At 64.5% G+C, this 20,598-nt stretch carries 20 protein-coding genes and 1 tRNA gene; 13 read left to right on the top strand and 8 right to left on the bottom strand.

Features of this window, described 5'->3' with window-relative positions:
• Window position 1 precedes the first annotated feature (1 nt).
• The 6 genes from CLM60_RS14840 to CLM60_RS14815 all read left to right on the top strand — a co-directional run bounded on the left by CLM60_RS14840 (window position 2) and on the right by CLM60_RS14815 (window position 6,806).
• Entirely contained in the window at window positions 2-1,543 is a 1,542-nt protein-coding gene (locus tag CLM60_RS14840; protein WP_095589905.1) for an NADH-quinone oxidoreductase subunit M, read from the top strand.
• Window positions 1,544-1,553: 10 nt separating this feature from the next.
• Window positions 1,554-2,999, top strand: a complete 1,446-nt coding sequence (gene nuoN, locus CLM60_RS14835; protein WP_095589904.1) for an NADH-quinone oxidoreductase subunit NuoN — start codon at window positions 1,554-1,556, stop codon at window positions 2,997-2,999.
• On the top strand, window positions 2,989-3,744 hold the full coding sequence (locus CLM60_RS14830) for a biotin--[acetyl-CoA-carboxylase] ligase (RefSeq protein ID WP_095589903.1): 756 nt from the start codon (window positions 2,989-2,991) through the stop codon (window positions 3,742-3,744). The genes nuoN and CLM60_RS14830 overlap by 11 nt, the downstream gene beginning before the upstream one ends.
• A gap of 11 nt (window positions 3,745-3,755) precedes the next feature.
• Entirely contained in the window at window positions 3,756-4,535 is a 780-nt protein-coding gene (locus CLM60_RS14825) for a type III pantothenate kinase (RefSeq protein ID WP_095589902.1), read from the top strand.
• The gene (locus CLM60_RS14820; protein WP_095589901.1) at window positions 4,532-6,205 is read left to right on the top strand and encodes a ribonuclease J; all 1,674 of its coding nucleotides are present in this window, start codon (window positions 4,532-4,534) and stop codon (window positions 6,203-6,205) included. The genes CLM60_RS14825 and CLM60_RS14820 overlap by 4 nt, the downstream gene beginning before the upstream one ends.
• Before the next feature lie 61 nt (window positions 6,206-6,266).
• Window positions 6,267-6,806, top strand: a complete 540-nt coding sequence (locus tag CLM60_RS14815; protein ID WP_095589900.1) for a VPLPA-CTERM sorting domain-containing protein — start codon at window positions 6,267-6,269, stop codon at window positions 6,804-6,806.
• 15 nt (window positions 6,807-6,821) lie between these two features.
• Here CLM60_RS14815 and CLM60_RS14810 read toward each other — a convergent pair whose 3' ends face one another.
• Window positions 6,822-8,078 carry a bifunctional alpha/beta hydrolase/OsmC family protein gene (locus CLM60_RS14810; RefSeq protein ID WP_095589899.1) on the bottom strand — a complete coding sequence of 419 codons (1,257 nt, stop codon included), beginning with the start codon at window positions 8,076-8,078 and terminating at the stop codon, window positions 6,822-6,824.
• A gap of 133 nt (window positions 8,079-8,211) precedes the next feature.
• On the opposite strand from CLM60_RS14810, the gene CLM60_RS14805 reads away from it, so the two are divergent.
• On the top strand, window positions 8,212-9,069 hold the full coding sequence (locus CLM60_RS14805; RefSeq protein ID WP_095589898.1) for an endonuclease/exonuclease/phosphatase family protein: 858 nt from the start codon (window positions 8,212-8,214) through the stop codon (window positions 9,067-9,069).
• Between the two features lie 95 nt (window positions 9,070-9,164).
• A complete protein-coding gene (locus tag CLM60_RS14800; protein WP_095589897.1) occupies window positions 9,165-10,373 on the top strand; it encodes a class I SAM-dependent methyltransferase in 1,209 nt (402 codons plus the stop codon).
• Window positions 10,374-10,430: 57 nt separating this feature from the next.
• On the opposite strand, the gene CLM60_RS14795 is transcribed toward CLM60_RS14800, so the two are convergent.
• From CLM60_RS14795 to CLM60_RS14785, 3 genes are all read right to left on the bottom strand, one after another.
• A complete protein-coding gene (locus CLM60_RS14795; RefSeq protein ID WP_141246530.1) occupies window positions 10,431-11,456 on the bottom strand; it encodes a hypothetical protein in 1,026 nt (341 codons plus the stop codon).
• A gap of 391 nt (window positions 11,457-11,847) precedes the next feature.
• Window positions 11,848-13,254, bottom strand: a complete 1,407-nt coding sequence (gene glnA / locus CLM60_RS14790) for a type I glutamate--ammonia ligase (protein WP_095589895.1) — start codon at window positions 13,252-13,254, stop codon at window positions 11,848-11,850.
• A gap of 77 nt (window positions 13,255-13,331) precedes the next feature.
• Window positions 13,332-13,670: a P-II family nitrogen regulator gene (locus CLM60_RS14785; RefSeq protein WP_095589894.1), complete on the bottom strand. Its 339-nt coding sequence runs from the start codon at window positions 13,668-13,670 to the stop codon at window positions 13,332-13,334.
• Window positions 13,671-13,845: 175 nt separating this feature from the next.
• Between CLM60_RS14785 and CLM60_RS14780 the strand changes: the two genes are divergently transcribed.
• Window positions 13,846-15,555, top strand: a complete 1,710-nt coding sequence (locus CLM60_RS14780) for an NAD(P)H-hydrate dehydratase (RefSeq protein WP_095589893.1) — start codon at window positions 13,846-13,848, stop codon at window positions 15,553-15,555.
• On the opposite strand, the gene CLM60_RS21230 is transcribed toward CLM60_RS14780, so the two are convergent.
• Window positions 15,543-15,794, bottom strand: a complete 252-nt coding sequence (locus CLM60_RS21230) for a Hint domain-containing protein (protein ID WP_095589892.1) — start codon at window positions 15,792-15,794, stop codon at window positions 15,543-15,545. The two genes, CLM60_RS14780 and CLM60_RS21230, sit on opposite strands and share 13 nt — an antisense overlap.
• Window positions 15,795-15,926: 132 nt before the next feature.
• On the opposite strand from CLM60_RS21230, the gene CLM60_RS14770 reads away from it, so the two are divergent.
• From CLM60_RS14770 to CLM60_RS14755, 4 genes are all read left to right on the top strand, one after another.
• Window positions 15,927-16,011 (top strand) — tRNA-Leu (locus tag CLM60_RS14770).
• A 115-nt stretch (window positions 16,012-16,126) separates the two neighbouring features.
• Window positions 16,127-16,861 (top strand): hypothetical protein, encoded by a 735-nt coding sequence (locus CLM60_RS14765; RefSeq protein ID WP_141246529.1) that lies wholly within the window; start codon window positions 16,127-16,129, stop codon window positions 16,859-16,861.
• Between the two features lie 122 nt (window positions 16,862-16,983).
• Window positions 16,984-18,318 carry a trigger factor gene (gene tig / locus CLM60_RS14760; protein WP_095589890.1) on the top strand — a complete coding sequence of 445 codons (1,335 nt, stop codon included), beginning with the start codon at window positions 16,984-16,986 and terminating at the stop codon, window positions 18,316-18,318.
• A gap of 118 nt (window positions 18,319-18,436) precedes the next feature.
• Complete coding sequence (locus CLM60_RS14755) at window positions 18,437-19,045, top strand: GNAT family N-acetyltransferase (protein WP_425427240.1); 609 nt, start codon at window positions 18,437-18,439, stop codon at window positions 19,043-19,045.
• Between the two features lie 72 nt (window positions 19,046-19,117).
• Here the strand turns inward: CLM60_RS14755 and rplI are convergent, their stop codons facing one another.
• Genes rplI through rpsF form a run of 3 tightly spaced genes read right to left on the bottom strand, consistent with a single transcriptional unit; the run spans window position 19,118 to window position 20,358 of the window.
• Window positions 19,118-19,735 (bottom strand): 50S ribosomal protein L9, encoded by a 618-nt coding sequence (gene rplI, locus CLM60_RS14750; protein ID WP_095589888.1) that lies wholly within the window; start codon window positions 19,733-19,735, stop codon window positions 19,118-19,120.
• A gap of 12 nt (window positions 19,736-19,747) precedes the next feature.
• Entirely contained in the window at window positions 19,748-19,975 is a 228-nt protein-coding gene (gene rpsR, locus CLM60_RS14745; RefSeq protein ID WP_036558641.1) for a 30S ribosomal protein S18, read from the bottom strand.
• A 29-nt stretch (window positions 19,976-20,004) separates the two neighbouring features.
• The gene (gene rpsF / locus CLM60_RS14740; RefSeq protein WP_036558643.1) at window positions 20,005-20,358 is read right to left on the bottom strand and encodes a 30S ribosomal protein S6; all 354 of its coding nucleotides are present in this window, start codon (window positions 20,356-20,358) and stop codon (window positions 20,005-20,007) included.
• Between the last annotated feature and the right edge of the window lie 240 nt (window positions 20,359-20,598).

Genomic DNA, 20,598 nt, shown 5'->3' with positions numbered 1-20,598 from the left:
CATGGAGAACCTCCTGTCCCTCATCACCTTCATTCCGCTGATCGCGGCGCTGGTGCTGGCCTTCTTCCTGCGGGGCGAAGACGCGGCGGCGCAGCGCAATGCGAAATGGGTGGCGCTGATCAGCACGACGGTCACCTTCCTGGTGTCGCTGCTGCTGCTGGCACAGTTCGACCCCGCCGATACCGGCTTCCAGTTCGTCGAGGAACGCGACTGGCTGATGGGGATGAAATACAAGATGGGTGTCGACGGGATCTCGATCCTGTTCGTGATGCTCACGACCTTCCTGATGCCCATTACCATCGCGTCCTGCTGGCATGTGGAACACCGGGTCAAGGAATACATGATCGCGTTCCTGGTGCTGGAAACCCTGATGCTGGGCGTCTTCTGTGCGCTGGATCTGGTGCTGTTCTATCTGTTCTTCGAAGCGGGCCTGATCCCGATGTTCCTGATCATCGGCATCTGGGGCGGGCAGAACCGGATCTATGCCGCGTTCAAGTTCTTCCTGTACACCTTCCTGGGCTCGGTGCTGATGCTGGTGGCGATGATCGCGATGTATCGCGATGCGGGCACCACCGATATCGCCGTTCTGCTGACGCATGAGTTTTCGACCGGGCCGATCACCCTGATGGGCTGGCAGATCGCAGGCGGGTTGCAGACGCTGCTGTGGCTGGCGTTTTTTGCCAGCTTCGCGGTCAAGATGCCGATGTGGCCGGTCCACACCTGGCTGCCCGACGCGCACGTTCAGGCGCCGACCGCCGGTTCGGTCGTGCTGGCCGCGATCCTGCTGAAGATGGGCGGTTACGGCTTCCTGCGGTTTTCGCTGCCGATGTTCCCGGTGGCGTCCGACCTGCTGGCGCCGCTGGTGCTGTGGATGTCGGCGATTGCCATCGTCTATACCTCGCTCGTCGCGCTGGCGCAGGAGGATATGAAGAAGCTGATCGCCTATAGCTCGGTCGCCCACATGGGCTACGTGACCATGGGCATCTTTGCCGCCAACCAGCAGGGGATCGATGGCGCGATCTTTCAGATGATCAGCCACGGCTTCGTGTCGGGCGCGCTGTTCCTGTGCGTCGGCGTCATCTATGACCGCATGCACACGCGCGAGATCGACGCCTATGGCGGGCTTGTGAACCGGATGCCCGCCTATGCGCTGGTCTTCATGCTGTTCACCATGGCCAATGTGGGCCTGCCGGGCACATCCGGGTTCGTGGGTGAATTCCTGACGCTGATGGGTGTCTTCCAGGTCAATACCTGGGTCGCCGCCGTGGCCACCACGGGTGTGATCCTCAGCGCGGGCTATGCGCTGTGGCTGTATCGCCGGGTGGTCTTTGGCCAGCTGATCAAGGAAAGCCTGAAGACGATCACCGACATGACCGGGCGCGAGCGCGCGATCTTTGCGCCGCTGATCGTCATGACCCTGCTTCTGGGCGTTTACCCGTCGCTGGTGACCGATGTCATCGGCCCATCGGTCGAGGCCCTTGTTTCCAACTATCAGACGGCGCTGCTGGACAGCGGTGCGGCCGTCCAGATCGCCCAACACTAAGGGGACCACGATGATCTCTGCCGATATCTCCACCGTCCTGCCCGAGATCGTCCTGGCGGTCTATGCGATGATCGCGCTGATCGCGGCGGTCTATACCGGCAAGGACAAGACCGCCGGGCTGCTGGTCTGGGTGACCGCGGCGGTCTTCGTGATCGTGGGCCTGTGGGTCGGAACGTCCGGCAATGGCACGCAAACCGCCTTTGGCGGGGCGTTTGTCGAAGACGCCTTCGCGCGGTTTGCCAAGGTGGTGATCCTGCTGTCGGCCGCCGCCGTGCTGGTCATGGGGCAGGAGTTCATGGCCAAGCGCGATCTGCTGCGGTTCGAATACCCGATCCTGGTGACGCTGGCCGCCGTGGGCATGATGATGATGGTCAGCGCGGGCGACCTGATGGCGCTTTACATGGGGCTGGAACTGCAATCGCTGGCGCTTTACGTCGTGGCCAGCCTGCGCCGCGACAGCGCCAAATCGACCGAGGCCGGCCTGAAATACTTCGTGCTGGGCGCGCTGTCCTCGGGCCTGCTGCTCTATGGCGCTTCGCTGACCTATGGCTATGCGGGCACAACGCTGTTTTCCGGCATTATCGAGGCGGCGACCGGCGAACATGGCCTGTCCATCGGGCTGCTGTTCGGTCTGGTCTTCATGATCACCGGGCTGGCGTTCAAGGTCTCAGCCGTGCCGTTCCACATGTGGACGCCCGATGTCTATGAAGGCTCGCCCACGCCCGTCACCGCGTTCTTCGCCACCGCGCCGAAAATGGCCGCGATGGGTCTGTTCGCCCGGCTGGTGCATGACGCCTTTGGCGCCGCCACCGCCGATTGGGGGCAGGTGATCGCGCTTCTGTCGGTGCTGTCGATGTTCCTGGGCTCGGTCGCCGCGATCGGCCAGCGCAATATCAAACGCCTGATGGCCTATTCGTCGATCGCGCATATGGGCTTTGCCCTGATGGGGCTGGCGGCGGGCACCGCCGGCGGCGTGCAGGCGATGCTGATATACATGACCATCTATGTGGCGATGAATATCGGCGTCTTCGCCTTCATCCTGAGCATGGAGCGTGACGGTCGCCCCGTGACCGATATCGACGCGCTGAACATGTATTCGAAATCCGAACCGCTCAAGGCGCTGGCGATGCTGGTGCTGCTGTTCAGCCTGGCGGGCGTGCCGCCGCTGGTGGGCTTCTTCGGCAAGTTCTATGTGCTGAAGGCCGCTGTGGATGCGGGCATGTCCTGGCTGGCGGTTGCGGGTGTGGTCGCGTCGGTGATCGGCGCGTTCTATTACCTGCGCGTCGTCTTCTTCATGTATTTCGGCGAGGAAACCGATGCCACGCTGGACCGCAGCAGCAATGTGGTCCTGTGGGGCTTTCTGATGCTGTCGGCCTTTGTCATGGTCGCCGGTGTGGTGAACCTGTTCGGCGTCGAAGGCCTGGCGGCGGCAGCGGCCGATACCCTTGTCAACTGAACCCTGGCCCACGGGCTATGACCTGATCCATCTGGAAACGGTCGACAGCACCAGTTCCGAGGCCGCGCGCCGCGCGCCCACGCTGGCCGGGCCCACCTGGATCGTGGCCGACGCCCAGACCGCCGCGCGCGGACGGCGCGGGCGGCCCTGGGCAACGCCCGCGGGCAATTTCAACGCCACGCTGGTGATGCGGCCCCAGGCCGGGGCCGATCAGGTAGCGCTTCGGTCCTTTGTCGCGTCGCTGGCGCTGTATGACGCCTTCGTCGCGGCCAGCGGACGGCCCGAGGCCTTTGCCCTGAAATGGCCCAATGACGTGCTGCTGAACGGCGGCAAGGTCGCGGGCATCTTGCTGGAATCCGTGGGGGCAGGGGGCGTACCCGATCACCTGGCGATCGGGATCGGCGTCAACCTGATGCACGCGCCGCGCCCCGATCAGGTCGAACCTCATGCGCTGACCCCGGTCAGCCTGATGGATGAAACCGGCGCCAGCGTGACCCCGGGCGAATTCATCGCCCTGCTGGCACCCGCCTTTGCCGCATACGAGCGGCAATTGACCACCTTCGGTTTCGCCCCGATCCGCGAGGCCTGGCTGGCCCGCGCCGCCCGCCTGGGCGAGGTCATCACCGCCCGCACCGGCACGGACGAGACCACGGGCACCTTCGAAACGGTGGACGCCACCGGCCAGCTCGTCCTATCAACCCCCAAGGGGCCGCGCCGGATCGCCGCGGCCGATGTGTTCTTCTGACGGAGCGGCCCATGCTTCTGTGTATCGACTGCGGCAACACCAATACGGTCTTCTCGATCTGGGACGGCACGCGCTTTCTGTGCACGCTGCGCACATCGACCCACCATGCGCGCACGGCGGATGCCTATTTCACCTGGTATTCGACGCTGGTGAAGCATTACGGGATCGAGGCCGACATCACCGAGGTCATCATCTCATCCACCGTGCCGCGCGTGGTGTTCAACCTACGCGTCTTCACCGACCGGTTCTTCGATTGCCGCCCGCTTGTGGTGGGGCGGCCCGATTGCCTGTTGCCGGTGCCGCCGCGCGTGGACCCGGGCACCGGCGTGGGGCCGGACCGGCTGGCCAATGCGGCGGGCGCCTTTGACCGGCATGGCGGCGATGTGGTCGTGGTCGATTTCGGCACGGCCACGAATTTCGACGTGGTGGCCGCCGATGGTGCCTATGTCGGCGGGGTGATCGCGCCGGGCGTGAACCTCAGCCTCGAGGCGCTGCACCAGGGCGCGGCGGCGCTGCCGCATGTCGATGTGACGAAACCCGATCAGGTGATCGGCACCAACACCGTCAATTGCATTCAATCCGGCGTCTTCTGGGGCTATGTCGGGCTGATCCAGGGCATCACCGACCGGATTCGTGCCGAATATGACGCGCCGATGAAGGTGATCGGCACCGGCGGCCTTGCGCCGCTCTTCGCGACGGGCGATGTGTTGTTCGACACGATCGAAGATGACCTGACCATGCATGGCCTGACCGTGATCCATGCCTATAACAAGGAAAACGGCGCGATATGAGCAGCAAGAACCGGCTGATTTACCTGCCTTTGGGCGGGGCGGGCGAAATTGGCATGAACGCCTATGTCTATGGCTATGGCCCCGAGGGGGACGAGCGGCTGATCCTGGTCGATCTGGGCGTGACCTTTCCCGATATGGATGGCACGCCGGGGGTCGATCTGATCTATGCCGATATCGCATGGCTGGCCGAACGCGCCGACCGGCTCGAGGCGATTTTCATCACCCACGCGCACGAGGATCACATCGGCGCGCTGTCGCTCGGCTGGCCCCGGCTCAAGGCGCCGGTCTATACCCGCGCCTTCACCGGCAACCACGCCGCCCGCAAGATGGAAGAGCGCGGTCTGGACCCCGCACAGGTGCAGATCGTCGACCGCTATCCGCAAAAGGTGCAGGCGGGTCCGTTTTCGGTATCCTTCCTGCCGGTGTCGCATTCGGTGCCCGAGAGCTCTGGCCTGGTGATCGACACGCCCGCGGGCCGGATCGTGCATTCGGGCGATTTCAAGCTGGACCGCACGCCCGTGGTGGGCGAGCCGTTCGACCCCGACCTGTGGGCCGAGATCGCCGCACCCGGCGTCAAGCTGCTGACCTGCGATTCCACCAATGTGTTCTCGCCCCAGCCCGGCCGGTCCGAGGCCAGCGTTGGCCCCGCGATCCAGCAGCTTGTCAAAAGCGCCCCGGCGATGGTCGTGGCCACCACATTCGCGTCCAACATCGCGCGGCTGAAAACCCTGGCCGAGGCTGGACAGGCCGCCGGGCGCTCCATCGTCCTGATGGGCCGTGCCATGCGCCGGATGATCGAGGCGGGCGTCGAAAGCGGCGTGCTGACCGATTTCCCCACCGTGATCCCGCCCGAGGATGCGGGCGCCATCCCGCGCGAAAACCTGATGCTGATCGTCACTGGCAGCCAGGGCGAACGCCGCGCCGCCAGCGCGCAGTTGGCGCGCGGCAAATACATGGGGCTGGAGCTGAAAGAGGGGGACATGTTCCTCTTTTCCTCGAAAACCATCCCGGGCAATGAACGCGGCGTACTGCGGATCGTGAACGCGCTGTCCGAAAAGGGCGTGAACGTGGTCGATGACGGCGCGGACCTGTACCACGTGTCGGGCCATGCCAACCGGCCCGATCTGCTCGAGGTACACCGCCTGATCAAGCCACAGATGATCATCCCGATGCATGGCGAACACCGCCACCTGCGCGCCCATGCCGCCCTGGCCGAGGAGGCCGGCACGCCCTCGCTCATCGCGCCCAACGGCACCATGGTCGACGTGACCGGCGACCGCCCGCGCGTGGCCGAATATATCGAGACCGGGCGCACCTATCTGGATGGGTCGGTGCAGATCGGCGCGCTGGACGGGGTGGTGCGCGACCGCATCCGCATGGCGCTGAACGGGCTGATCGTGATCACCGCCATCATCGACGAGGAAGACGAGCCACTGGGCGAGCCGTGGGTCGAGCTTTCGGGCCTGCCGGAAACCGGCAGTTCCAAGGCCGCGCTGGCCGATGTGATCGAGGCCGATCTGGGCCAGTTCCTGGCTCGCGCCGATGACAAGACGCTGGCCGATGACGATGCGCTGGAACAAGGGTTGCGCCGCATCGCCCGCCAGACCGCGCTGGAGGAAATCGGCCGCAAGCCCGAGGTCATCACCGTGATCAGCCGTCTGTCGACCTAGCCCGGTTTTGCCAGTTTTCCGGCGCCTTAGGGGGCCGGTCACATGTTGTAAAGGAACAGAGATGCGCAAGGGTTTCGCTGCATTGGCGCTCGCCGCCGGAATGATCTTCGGCGGTCTGTCCGCACAGGCCGCAACGCTTGCCATCGGCGAGTCGGTCGATTTCGAGGTCGATACCAGCGCCCTGGGCGCGTTCACCATCAACAGATACGGCATGTCCTGCACCGATCCGGCGCTTTGCGGTCTGGGATCGGATCCGGGCGGAACGCTGCTTGATCAGGGCAACAGCCTGTCGGTTGCCGGGGGCACCATTCGCGGCGGCAGCGATCTGTTCAACCTGACCTTCACGGGGCGGTTTTCGGATGTCGACGCGTTCTCCGCACCCGTCGCCGGTGGCGCCGCCGTGGCAGCAGGGCAGGCGTCGGTGTTCCTGCGGATCACGGCGGTGGATCAGGCGTTGAACATCAGCGGCGCCAATATCTCATCCTATGACCTTGGCGTGTTTCGCGGCGTGGAGCTGTCCCCGGTACCCCTTCCCGCGGGCGGCGCGTTGCTGTGCGGCGCATTGGCGGGCCTGGCTTTCGTGCGGCGCAAACGGGCCTGAGCGGTTTGTCCCCGGTCAGTCGTCCGTCGTGACGGCCACCGCATCGGCGGGGTCCTGATCGGCCAGCACGGTCTCGACCTGCGAACTCATCTCCAGCGTGCGGTGCACGGGGCATTTATCGGCGATCTCCAGCAGGCGCTGGCGCTGCTCGGCGTCCAGATCCCCCTTCAGGTGGATGACCCGCCGAAACAGGTCGATCCGCGTCTGCGCGGCCCCGGCATCGGCATCCTGGGCGTGGACCTTGTTGTGGCTGACATCGACGCTGACATGGGCCAGCGGCCAGCCCTTGCGCCGGGCATACATGCGGATCGTCATCGACGTGCAGGCCCCCAGCCCCGCGGCCACGAACCCATAGGGCGACAGGCCCCGGTTCGTCCCGCCATAGGCCAGCGGCTCGTCCGCTAGGACGTGGTGATGCGGGCCGTTCTGGATGTCCTGCAGGAACCCGTCGGGGTCGGCCTCGGACACGCGCAGGATGCCTTCGGGCGCGCCGGGGGGCGGCGCGGGCGGGGTCAGTTTCAGATAGCGCCGCGCCCAGGCCACGATCACCTCGGCGGTGTATTCCGCATCCGCCGGGTCGGAAATCAGGTGATCGGCGCTGTCCAGCGTGACGAAGCTTTTGGGGTGCCTGGCGGCGACGAAGATCTGGGTCGCGTTTTCGATCCCCACAACCGTGTCGCGCGGCGCGTGCATGACCAGCAGCGCGGGTTTCAGATGGGCGATGGCGGGGGCCAGATTCTCGGCCGAGATATCGTCCAGGAACGCCGCGCCGATCCGGACCGGGCGCCCGCCCAGATCCACGTCGGCGGCGCCTTTCTCGCGGATCTCGGGCAGGGCCTCGGCGAAGTTATGGGTGACATGGCCGGGATCGAATGGCGCGTTCAGCGTGACCACCGCGCGGGCCGACGGGATCTGCGGCGCGGCCTTCAGCACCGCCGCCCCGCCCAGCGAATGGCCGATCAGCAGCCCCGGCGCCATGTCGCGGCGCCGCAGGTATTCCGCCGCCGCCAGCAGATCGTCCACATTGGTGGAAAAGGTGGTGTTCCCGAACTCGCCCGCCGAATGGCCCAGCCCGGTGAAATCGAACCGCAGCACCGCGATGCCCATCGACGCCAGCCGCTGCGCGATGCGCCGCGCGGCATGGATATCCTTGCCGCAGGTGAAGCAATGCGCGAACAGCGCCGTGCCCAGATGCGGGCCGGACGGCATGTCCAGCCGCGCGGACAAAAGGTCGCCGGCATGCCCGTCGAATTCGACTTTTTCCATCGGCATGGGACGCCCTTTCGTGGAACTGCATTGCGATAAGGGTGGCGATGTGTTCACTGTGCGGCAACCCCTGAAGCCGGCGCGTCACATTAAGGTGAGAGAGTGTGACAGCCGTGCCCCCCTTTGATCGGAGCGGTGGATGACCGTGATCGCCAACCTGTTGCTGGGCGTGCTGGCCGTCATTCTGGCGGCGGGGTTCGGCGGTGGGCTGCACCCGGCGGGCGACAGCCTGGCGGTGTTCCGCGTGCCGGTGGCGGCGGCGATGCTGCTGGTGTGGCTGATCTGGCGGCCGCGCGGTCCCTGGGGCGCGCTGCCTGCGCTGTTCGCGGCGGCGGCGATGGTGGGGGTGATCGTGGCCTCGGTCCCGCGTGTCGGGGCGGGGCCGCTGCGGCTCTATCAGCGCAACCTGCTGCACACCAATACCGCGGCCGAGCAACTGGCCGAGGATATCCGCACCCGCCGCCCCGATGTCGTGACCCTTCAAGAGGTGTCGGACCGGAACGCCGCGCTGTTGCAGATGCTGGCGCGCGATTACCCGCATCAGGTCTTGTGCCCGTTTTCGGGCTGGAACGGCATTGCCATCCTGTCGCGCTATCCGTTTCGGCCGGGGTCGGACAGCTGCTCTGAACGGCGGTCGTTCGCCTCGGCGCGGGTGGTGGCGCCGCAGGGGGTGTTCCGGCTCTATTCGGTGCATCTCTACTGGCCGTGGCCGCATGGGCAGGTGCCACAGCGCGACCGGCTGATGGCGGATCTGGCGGCGCAGGACGGGCCCTTTGTGATCGCGGGGGATTTCAACATGGTGCCCTGGTCGCGCACCTTGGCCGAGCTGCGCCGGGCATCCGGCACGCAGCTGGCGGGACCGGTGCGCGCGACGCGCTGGCTGGGCGGTCTGCCGCTGCCGATCGACCATGTGCTGGCCCCCGGCGGCGGGCGGGTCAAGCGGCTGGACCGGCTGGGGTCCGATCACGCCGGGCTTTGGGCCGAAATCGGCCTGTAACCCGCGCGGGCGCTGCACTGCGGCATGTTTCGGGGTGCCCGCGGCGGGCAGGCGGGGTATAACACCCACGTTGCCAGCAAGGAATTTCCGCCAGCGTGACCCAGGTCAAGGATCAGTACGAAGCCTATCCCTATCCCGAACGCGATCCGGCGGACGAGCGCAAGCGCCTGATTGGCGGCTCGCCCTCGCACCCGCTGGAGATCGACCATTTCGTCTTTGCGGGCAAACGCGACTGGTCGCGGCCGCTGCGCGCACTGGTGGCGGGGGGCGGCACGGGCGATGGGCTGATCCAGCTGGCGCAGGTCATGACGCGGCTGAACCGGCCCTATGACATCACCTATATCGACCTGTCGCAGGCCGCGCGCAGGATTGCCGAGGAACGGGCAAGGGTCCGGGGTCTGAGCGGCATCAGTTTTGTCACCGGCAGCCTGCTGGACGCCGCCGATCACGGCCCGTTCGACTATATCGACTGCTGCGGGGTGCTGCACCATTTGCCCGATCCGCAGGCGGGGTTCGACGCGCTGGCCGCCGCGCTGGCGCCGGGTGGCGGCATCGGGCTGATGGTCTATGCGCCGCTGGGGCGCAGCGGGGTCTATCCGCTGCAGCAGGCGTTCGGCGCGCTGCTGGCGGATCAGGCACCGCCCGAGCGGTTGCGCGCGGCCAGGGCGATCCTGTCGCGCCTGCCGCAGGGGCATCCGTTCCGCACCAACCCGCATCTGGTCGACCATGAACAAAGCGACGCGGGCTTTTATGACCTGCTGCTGCACAGTCAGGACCGGCCCTTTGCCATCGACGAGCTGATCGCCACGCTGGACCGCGCCGGGCTGGCGCTGTCGGGGCTGACGCAGCCCGCGCTTTACGATCTGGACCGGCTGCTGCCCAAGGGCGCGCAAGTGCCCGACACGCTGGACGCGCCCGCCCGGATGGCCGTGGCCGAAAAGCTGCGCGGCACGATCAAGACCCATGTCGCCTATGCCGTGCCACAGGCGCGGGCGGGCCAGGCGCGGGCGCGGCCCCGCGACCTGTCGCTGGTGCCGCATCTGCGCGGCGCGGCACCGGCCAAGCTGGCGCAGGCGGTGGCGGCCAAGGGGCAGATCCGCATGCGTCAGGGCAGCCTGCAAATCCACGAGCCGCTGGCCAAATCCGCCGCGCCGCTGATCGCCGCCATCGACGGGCGGCGCAGCCTGTCGCGGATCGCCGCCGGGGCCGGGCTGGACCCGGTCGGGTTCCAAGCCGCCTGGGCGCCGCTGGAGCATGTGCTGGGCGACTGGGGCCTGCTGCTTTACGCGCAAGGGGCGGGCTGACATGCGAAAACCCCGGCCCATGCGGACCGGGGTTCCTCTCGCGACGAGATCGTCTTTTCAGACGAGGGAGGATAGCGCAGGCATCAGACCGGCCATGTTCAGGCCCATGGCAACCCCGGTCAGGGCCATGGCGCGGGCGGTCATGCGAATGTTTTCACCCGCGACGATGTTATAGAACATCACCGCGAAGCCGACCGGGAACATCAGCACCATCAATGTCAGGCTCATGACATAGACGACCATCTGTTCCATCACATCGGCCGGTTGGGAATCGTCTTCGACATGGTCGTCACCGGCAACGATCAGGTCATTGGCAAAGATATCCTGACGCGAGCTGCGCAGCGTATCCTCGCTGGGCTCCAGCCGCGGAAACACCTCGCGCCAGCTTTTGGCGGCCTGCTGGGCGCTGGTCGCATTGCCGGGCAGGGGCGTGTCGGTGCCGGTCGCCTGGGCCTGGACAAAGCTTTCGTCCAGCCGGTTCATGGTCTGCGCCACCTGCATGTGGCCTTCGGCGAAGGCGCCGGTTGTCAGCTCGGGGCGGGCGCTGCGGCGGGTGGCCGCGGCCTGGGGACGGCGCGGTTTGACCGGGTCCCGCCGGGCCGCGGTCTGGGGCGTGCCGGTGGGGTTCTCGAACTCGGTCTTGGTGAACAGCATGTTGGTCTTGTGCCAATGCACCAGCGTGGCATCGTAATGACGCAGCAGGTGGCGCACCACATGATAGAGCGCCTGCAACTGGATCCGGTCGGCCGCGGCGCCTTCGGTGCCTTCGGTGAACCGGATGCACAGTGATCCCTTGTAATCGTGCAGCCGGTCATGCAGCGCCTCGGCGCTGGCGGTCGCACCCTCGGGGCGGTTCGCGGCGATCAGCTGGAACCGCTCGACCGTGGTCTCGTCATGGCGGATCTGCATCGACATCCGCTTGCCGATAAAGCGGGCATGGCTCTGGCGCTCGACCTCGATCTCGTCGAACTCAAGGGCGATATTCCTGAACGGCCGCTGAAGCTGTTTGACCAGCTCGACATAGTCGATCACCGGCATGGCGTCGAACAGGATCGTCGCACTGCAGGAATGTGTTAGTGTCATTGCCGTCTCCATAACGGATCATTTCCGACACAGTGACAATCGCAATCAATTAAGGACACAGTTGGGCAACCAAGAAGTTTTTCACCCTTTGGACCGGGGTTGAGAAACAACAAACGGCCAAGATCGGCCCAGTTTGGCAAAATTGCGCGTATTGTCCACGAATTTTGAGCGGAAATCCGCTTATCAACAGGCAGAGGTTCCGAAATGGAAACACTGTGGTCGCGGTGATTCAACGGTTGCGGCGCGGCGGCCGGGGCTGATTTGGGTGCCGCATGGGAAACAATCGATGCCTGTGCGTGGCTCCGCCTGATGGCGCCAGACGCGCCAGGGGAATGAAACAGGGGCGCCCAAAAGGCGCCCCTGAGATCGTCTGTAAACCGTGATCGGGTGATCAGCAGCTATAGTACATCTTGTATTCGACCGGGTGCGGCGTGTGTTCGAAGGCATAGACCTCTTCCCACTTCAGCTCCAGGTAGCCCTCGATCTGGTCCTTGGTGAACACGTCACCGGCCAGCAGGAACTCGTGATCGGCTTCCAGGCTTTCCAGCGCCTCGCGCAGCGATGCGCAGACGGTCGGGATGCCGGCCAGCTCTTCGGGCGGCAGGTCGTACAGGTCCTTGTCCGACGCTTCACCCGGGTCGATCTTGTTCTTGATGCCGTCCAGGCCGGCCATCAGCAGGGCGGAGAAGCACAGATAGGGGTTCGACGACGGGTCGGGGAAGCGGGCCTCGACACGTTTGGCTTTCGGCGATTCAGCCCACGGGATCCGCACGCAGCCCGACCGGTTGCGGGCCGAATAGGCGCGCAGGACGGGGGCCTCGAAGCCCGGGATCAGACGCTTGTAGCTGTTGGTCGACGGGTTGGTGAAGGCGTTCAGCGTTTTCGCGTGCTTCAGGATGCCGCCGATGAACCACAGGGCCTCATCGCTCAGATCGGCATATTTGTCGCCCGCAAACAGCGGCTTGCCGTCTTTCCAGATCGACATGTTCACATGCATGCCGGTGCCGTTGTCGCCCGAGATCGGCTTCGGCATGAAGGTCGCCGATTTGCCATAGGCGTGCGCCACGTTGTGGATCACGTATTTGTATTTCTGCAGCTCGTCGGCCTGCGTGGTCAGCGTGCCGAAGATCAGGCCCAGCTCGTGCTGGCACGACGCCACCTCGTGGTGGTGCTTGTCGACCTTCATGCCGATGCGCTTCATCGTCGACAGCATTTCAGACCGCAGGTCCTGTGCGTCGTCGATCGGGTTCACCGGGAAATAGCCGCCCTTGATGCCGGGGCGGTGGCCCATGTTGCCCATTTCATATTCGGTGTCCGAGTTCCACGCCGCGTCCTGCGCGTCCACCTGGAACGAGACCTTGTTCATCTCGACCGAGAAGCGCACGTCATCGAACAGGAAGAATTCGGCTTCGGGGCCGAAATAGGCCGCATCGCCGATGCCCGAGGATTTCAGATAGGCCTCGGCCTTTTCTGCGGTGCCGCGCGGGTCGCGGGCATAGGCCTCGCCGGTGTCGGGTTCGACGACCGAGCAGTGGATGCACAGCGTTTTTTCCGCATAGAACGGGTCGATATAGGTGCTGTTGGTGTCCGGCATCAGTTTCATGTCGGATTCATCGATCGATTTCCAGCCGGCGATCGACGAGCCGTCGAACATGAAGCCTTCTTCCAGGAAATCTTCGTCCACCTGGTCCGCCATCACGGTCACGTGCTGCAGCTTGCCGCGCGGATCGGTGAAGCGGATGTCGACATAGTCGATCTCTTCGTCCTTGATGGTCTTGAGAACGGCGTCTTTGCTCATCTCTTGGTCTTCCCTTCTTTCAGAAAACGTGGTGCGGCCCGCCGGAGCTGTCCCGGCCCTCCGCGGGGTTCAGGTTCTTACAGGGCGTCTTCGCCCGATTCACCGGTTCGGATCCGGATCGCCTGTTCAATGGTGCTGACGAAGATCTTGCCGTCGCCGATCTTGTCGGTCTTGGCGGCATTGACGATCGCCTCGATCGCGGCATCGAGCTGGTCGTCGGGCAGGACGACCTCGATTTTCACTTTCGGAAGAAAGTCCACGACATATTCCGCGCCACGATAGAGTTCCGTATGTCCCTTTTGCCGACCATAGCCCTTCACCTCGATCACGCTCAGGCCCTGAACGCCGACATCCTGCAGCGCTTCCTTCACCTCGTCCAGCTTGAACGGCTTGATGATCGCCTCGATTTTTTTCACGGAATTAGACTCCCCCAAATTTGGCGTTTCGACGGTGTGAGAACACTTTCCCCGGGCGGGAACAATTGGCTAGGGTAACGCTGTTGAAACGGCCCGCGGGATTCCCGTTATCGTGATTAAAAAATGTGCAACATGCCGTCAATAGGGGCGATTTGAGAATTTTGAGGGCGCGCCTGTGACCGAACTTCTGACATCTGCCCAAATGCGCGCCATTGAAAAGGCGGCAATCGAGTCAGGTGACGTGACCGGGCTGGAGCTGATGGAACGCGCCGGGCGGGGCGTGGTCGACGCGATTTTCGAGGAATGGCCAGAGCTTGCGCAGGCGCCTCAGGCCGAGCGGGGGGCCAGCCCCCCGCACCCCCCGGAGTATTTGTCGAGCAATGAAAAGGATTGGGTGCGGCGGGCCGTGGTGTTGTGCGGGCCGGGCAATAATGGCGGCGACGGGTTCGTCGTCGCGCGGTTGTTGCGTGAGCGGGGCTGGGACGTGAAGGTGTTCCTTTATGGCGACCCCAGGAAGCTGCCGCCCGATGCGCGCGTGAATTATGAGCGGTGGGGGGAGATGGGGGAGGTTCGGGGTCTTGCCGAATTTAATCCATGGAAGAACCGTTATGATCTCGGTATCGACGCTGTTTTCGGTACCGGACTGTCACGCGCAATTGATGTTGAGATTGCGCAGAAGACAAATGAGCTGGACCTTGTCGAGAGAACAGTAAGCATCGACATTCCATCCGGATGTTGTGCTGATAGTGGACGCGCGCTGCTTCCTGAGACGACATCGGGCGATCATCCACAGATCGAAGCGCGTCTTACAGTTACCTTTCAGTTCGCAAAATGCGGCCACTTTTCTGCGGAAGGGGCGCAGTTGTGCGGAAAACTATTGGTTCGCGACATAGGGTTGCCAAGTAAGTCCGCGTTGCGTGTCTTGGGCGTCTGGCCAGGCCCGCAGAACAATATCAGTAAGTTTGACGGAACCGTGTTGACCAAGCTCACACAAAGGTGGTGGCACGAACCCGGAGTTTCGGGTCCCAAAAGCGATCTAGATAAGGGATACGCTGAGGGTGGTTCGCACAAATACACCCACGGCCATGCCCTGATCCTGTCCGGCGGGCTTGGCAAAACCGGTGCCGCCCGGCTCGCCGCGCGGGCAGCGCTTCGGATCGGGGCGGGGCTGGTGACGGTGGGCAGCCCGGGTGAGGCTTTGGCCGAGAGTGCCGCGCAGTTGACGGCGATCATGCTGCGCGGGGTGGAGGATGCGACGGCGCTGGCCGAGACATTGAAGGATGACCGGATCAATGCGCTTTGTCTGGGGCCGGGGCTGGGGCTGGACCGGGCGCGGGGATTGGTGCCGGTGGCCTTGGCGGGCGAGGGGCGGGCGGTTGTGCTGGATGCGGATGCGCTGACCGCTTTCTCGGACGCCCCCGCCGCGCTGTTTGCCATGTTGCATGAACATTGCGTCCTGACCCCGCATGCGGGCGAATTCGCGCGGTTTTTCCCCGATATCGCCGAAAAGCTGAACGCGCCCGCGACCAAGGGGCCGGCGTTCTCGAAGGTCGATGCGACGCGCGAAGCCGCGAAACGCGCGGGCTGCGTGGTGCTGTTCAAGGGCGCCGATACGGTGATTGCCCAGCCCGATGGGCGCTGCTCGGTCAATGCCGCGCTTTACGAACGCTCCGCGCCGTGGCTGGCCACTGCCGGGTCGGGCGATGTGCTGGCGGGGTTCATCACCGGGCTGCTGGCGCGGGGCTTTGGCCCGACGCAGGCCGCCGAGACCGCCGCCTGGCTGCATGTGGAATGCGCGTTGACCTTTGGCCCCGGCCTGATCGCCGAGGATTTGCCGGAACAGCTGCCAGCGGTTTTCAGGGGGCTGGGGCTTCAGGCCAGATAGGGCGCGCCGGTGTCGCTGTGGATCTGGCGGCCATCGGCATAGATGACCTGGGGCTGGTCGAAGAACAGGGCGAACCGGTGCGGGGCGGGGGTGTCGATCTGCCGCAGGATGCGCAGGCCCGCACGGGTGACGATCCGGTCGCCCGGGGTCAGGTATTCGACCGGCAGCGCACCGTCCAGCGTCATCACCATCGTGCCGATCGCCAGGGTGCCCGTGTCATGTTGCGGGGTCGGACGCATCCCGATCCTCCTTCTTCGTCACGCGGGACAGTAAGGGCGGGGAATGTGGCGGAATTTGGTTGAGGAATTGCTGAATTGACGGCGCTTTCGCTCTCGCATCCCGGCGCGGGCTTTGCTAGAAGCGCCGCTGATGCGGGTGTGGCGAAATTGGTAGACGCACCAGATTTAGGTTCTGGCGCCGCAAGGCGTGGGGGTTCAAGTCCCTCCACCCGCACCACTTTTCCTTGATGTGTAATTCTGGCGCAGCGGGTGCGCGACCGTTGGCCGGTTTGCCCCGCCTTGCTAGGTCTGGGTCATATTTCGATCGATCAATTTCAGGAACGGAGATGGCCATGGCGGATGCGCTGAGCAGGCTTGAGACATTGAACAAGAGCTATAAATACCTGTCCGGCGCGAAGGACGTGTTGGACAACACGCTGAAGGTCAAGAAACTGGCAGAGTCCGACCCGCGCGATATCGACGCGCTGCGCAAGGTGGCGGGTGTCAGCTCCAAGGTCTATGCGCCGCTGAAGAAATTCCTGTCGGGCGTCCACAAGGAGGTGAACGAGACCATCAAGGCGGGCTTCCCCGAAATCCCCGACCCGTCGCTGGAAACGCGCAAGAGGATGGAGAAGATCGCCCGGTCCAGCGGCCCCAATACGCCCGGGTTCGAGAAAGAGCTGGATGCCTATATCAAGACGCTGACCCGTTACGAACGCGACCTGCGCGAGCGCGACAGCTATATGCAGATGGTGATCGCGAAATGCGAGCTGAACCAGAAGAACTACATGCAGATGCAGGGCGTGATCAGCAGCACGATGAAGGCGCTGAAAGCCGCCTTTGCCGCGATCCCCGAGGCGCGGAGTGAGGTCGGCGGCGAGATCCTGAAGATCATGGAGGCGGGGATCGAAAAACACCCCCAGGGGATCGCGATCGCCTTTGGCCGGTTGAAAACCGCCGCCGCCGCGCATCAGAAGGAAATCCGGGTCCAGCACAAGCGCGCGAAATCGGCGCTGAAGGTGGCGGGCGACCGGAAACTGCGTTTGCTGATGGAGGACGCATCGGCCTTCTTCAAGAAACTCTTCTGATCAACCGGCATTCGCGCTTGCGGATTCGCCTTGCGCATGCGCGCGCGCGTCAATAGAAGGGCGCTTGATTTGGGATCAGGCTGCCGGGGGCGGCCCGACAGAGACGTGAGAAGGACGATCACATGCAGGTCACCGAGACCCTGAACGAAGGCCTGAAGCGGGGCTATCAGATCACCGTCACCGCCGCCGAGCTGGAAGAGAAGGTCAACGAGAAACTGACCGAGGCCCAGCCCGAGATCGAAATGAAGGGTTTCCGCAAGGGCAAGGTGCCGATGGCGCTGCTGAAGAAGCAGTACGGCCAGCGCCTGTTGGGCGAGGCGATGCAGGAAGCCGTCGACGGCGCCATGAGCAAGCATTTCGAGGACAGCGGCGACCGCCCCGCGCTGCAGCCCGATGTGAAGATGCAGGCCGGCGAAGACTGGAAAGAGGGCGACGATGTGGTCGTCGACATGACCTATGAGGCGCTGCCCGCGATCCCCGAGCTGGACATGAAGGGCGTCACGCTGGAGAAGCTGGTCGTGAAGGCCGCCGATGCCGATATCGACGAGGCGCTGTCCAGCCTGGCCGAGACCGCGCAGAATTTCGTCGACCGCAAGAAGGGCACGAAAGCCAAGGACGGCGACCAGGTCGTGATCGACTTCCTGGGCAAGGTCGATGGCGAAGCCTTCGAGGGCGGCGCGGCCGAGGATTACCCGCTGGTGCTGGGCTCGGGCAGCTTCATCCCCGGGTTCGAGGAGCAGCTGGTCGGCGCGAAAGCCGGTGAAGAGGTCGAGGTCAAGGTGTCCTTCCCCGCCGAATACGGCGCGGCCAACCTGGCCGGCAAGGACGCGGTGTTCGAATGCACCGTGAAAGAGGTCAAGGAACCCAAACCCGCCGAGATCGACGACGAGCTGGCCAAGAAATTCGGCGCCGACGATCTGGCCGCGCTGAAGGCGCAGGTCGCCGAGCGTCTGGAAGCGGAATATGCCGGTGCCTCGCGCGCGGTGATGAAACGCGCCCTGCTGGACGTTCTGGATCAGAAGGTCAGTTTCGATCTGCCCCCCAGCCTGGTGGACGCCGAGGCCAAGCAGATCGCGCATCAGCTGTGGCACGAGGAAAACCCCGAGGTCCACGATCATAACCACCCCGAGATCGAGACCACCGACGAGCACACCAAGCTGGCCGAACGCCGCGTGCGTCTGGGCCTGCTGCTGGCCGAGCTGGGTCAGAAGAACGAGATCGAAGTGACCGATGCCGAGATGACCCAAGCCATTATGGGCCAGGCGCGTCAGTATCCGGGCCAGGAACGCCAGTTCTTCGAATTCGTCCAGCAGAACCCGCAGATGCAACAGCAGCTGCGCGCGCCGATCTTCGAGGACAAGGTCATCGACTATGTCTTCGAACTGGCCGAAGTGACCGAGAAAGAGGTCAGCAAGGACGACCTGCAAAAGGCCGTCGAGGCGCTGGAAGAAGAATAAGACGTTTCACCCGTCTTTACCGTTCAAGGGAAACCGCCCCGGTCTGTCCGGGGCGGTTTTCTTTTGCGCGGGCGGTTGCGCCCGGCCGCGTGTGCGGGTCAAGTGGCCGGGCGACAAGATGGGGGCAGGGATGCTGAGCGAGGGGTTTCACGATGTACCGGCGGGCTGTGTGGCCGCCGTGGTGACGCATCTGGAGATGCGCGCGCCCCCCGCGCCGCGCCCGGCGCCCGACCTGCCGGGACTGTCGTTTCACCGGATACAGGCGCCCGGCACCGATTGGTACCGCGCGCTTTATGCCCGGGTGGGGGCGCAGGACTGGCTATGGTTCTCGCGCCTGGCAATGGCCGAGGCGGCGCTGGCGGTGATCCTGAAGGACCCGGATGTAGAGGTCTATACCCTTCGGCGGGACGGCCAAGATCTGGCGCTTCTGGAACTGGACTTTCGCGTGCCAGGGGAATGCGAGCTGGCGTTTTTCGGCGTCGCGCCCGAGTTGATCGGCACCGGGGCAGGGCGGGGGCTGATGACCCACGCCATCGCCCGCGCCTGGGCCCGCCCGATCCGCCGGTTTCACGTCCATACCTGCACGCTGGATCACCCCGCCGCGCTGGGATTTTATATCCGCAGCGGCTTTACGCCCACCCGCCGCCAGATCGAGATCGCGCCCGATCCGCGGCTTGGCGGGACGCTGCCGGACGATGCCGCGCCGCAGGTGCCGATCTTGCGCTGACAGCGGGGGCAGGGCAAAGAAAAAGCCGCGCGGGTGACCCTGCGCGGCTTTTCAATGCGTCTGTGACGGGGATCAATCCTCGTCTTCGGCCTCGGCCTCTTCGACGGCCTCTGCCAGATCATCGTCTTCCGAGGTCGCGGCGCCGATATCGTCGAACAGCTCGGCGATCTCGAATTCCGCTTCGGCTTCGGCTTCGGCGGCCAGTTCCTGGATCGACTTGCCCGATGCCTGCAGCTCGGCCTCTTCAGCCGAGCGGGCGACGTTCACCTGGATGGTGGCGTCAACCTCGGGGTGCAGGCGCACGGTCATGTCGTGCAGGCCCAGCTCCTTGATCGGGGCGGTCAGGATGACCTGCTTGCGATCAACGGTGAAGCCCGCTTCGGTCGCGGCATCGGCGGCGTCACGCGGGGTGACCGAGCCGTAAAGCGCGCCGGCCTCAGAGGCCGAGCGAATCACGATGAACTGCTGACCGTCCAGCTTGGCGGCCAGATCCTCGGCCTCTTTCTTGGTTTCCAGGTTGCGCGCTTCCAGCTGCGCTTTCTGGTCCTCGAACTGGGCGATATTGGCTTCCGAGGCGCGCAGCGCCTTGCCTTGCGGCAGCAGGAAGTTGCGGGCGTAGCCGTCTTTGACGGCAACCACGTCGCCCATCTGGCCCAGCTTGGCCACACGTTCCAGAAGGATAACTTGCATTGTGCTTTCTCCTTACTTCACGGCGTAGGGCAGCAGCGCCAGGAAGCGGGCGCGCTTGATTGCACGGGCCAGCTCACGCTGTTTCTTGGCCGAAACGGCGGTGATGCGGCTGGGGACGATCTTGCCGCGCTCGCTGATATAGCGCTGCAGCAGGCGGGTGTCCTTGTAGTCGATCTTCGGCGCGTTGTCGCCCGAGAAGGGGCAAGTCTTGCGACGGCGGAAAAATGGTTTTGCAGCCATGGTTTACAATCCTTTCCTAAAGCGGGCGATCAACGGCGCTCGCGGCGGTCGCCGCGTTCGTCGCGCTTCTGCATCTGAACCGACGGGCCCTCGGCGTGATCGTCGACCTTGATGGTCAGAACGCGCATCACGTCGTCATGCAGCCGCATCAGGCGTTCCATTTCCTGCACCGCGCCCGAGGGGGCATCGGTCTTCAGGAAGGCATAGTGGCCCTTGCGGTTCTTGTTGATCTTGTAGGCCATCGTCTTGACGCCCCAGTATTCGCTGTCGACGACTTTGCCGCCGTTGTCAGCCAGTACGGCGCCAAAATGTTCGACAAGGCCCTCGGCCTGCGCGTTGGAAAGGTCCTGACGCGCGATAAAGACATGCTCGTAAAGCGGCATGTGATCTCCGTTCATGTACAAGTGCACTTCATAGAGCGGGCAATCCACCCTCCGCGCCCCGCTCACGAGAGGCTGCACCGGTTGCGTTTCGATGCGGAAGGATGGGGCCTTATACATGTCCGGGCCGGTGATGCAAGCACCAGCGCGCCCTTGGCCGTCGGCGCTGTTCGTTCCCGAACACATTCTGTTGAGAAGCTTCGGATTGCCGCGGGGCCGGTTCGACAGACATCAAGGGGCAAC

This window comes from Actibacterium ureilyticum (assembly GCF_002285435.1).
GTDB classification, from domain to species: Bacteria; Pseudomonadota; Alphaproteobacteria; order Rhodobacterales; family Rhodobacteraceae; genus Actibacterium_C; species Actibacterium_C ureilyticum.
Note: the sequence above shows the minus strand (reverse complement) of the source record. Positions and strands in the feature narration are given on the sequence as shown.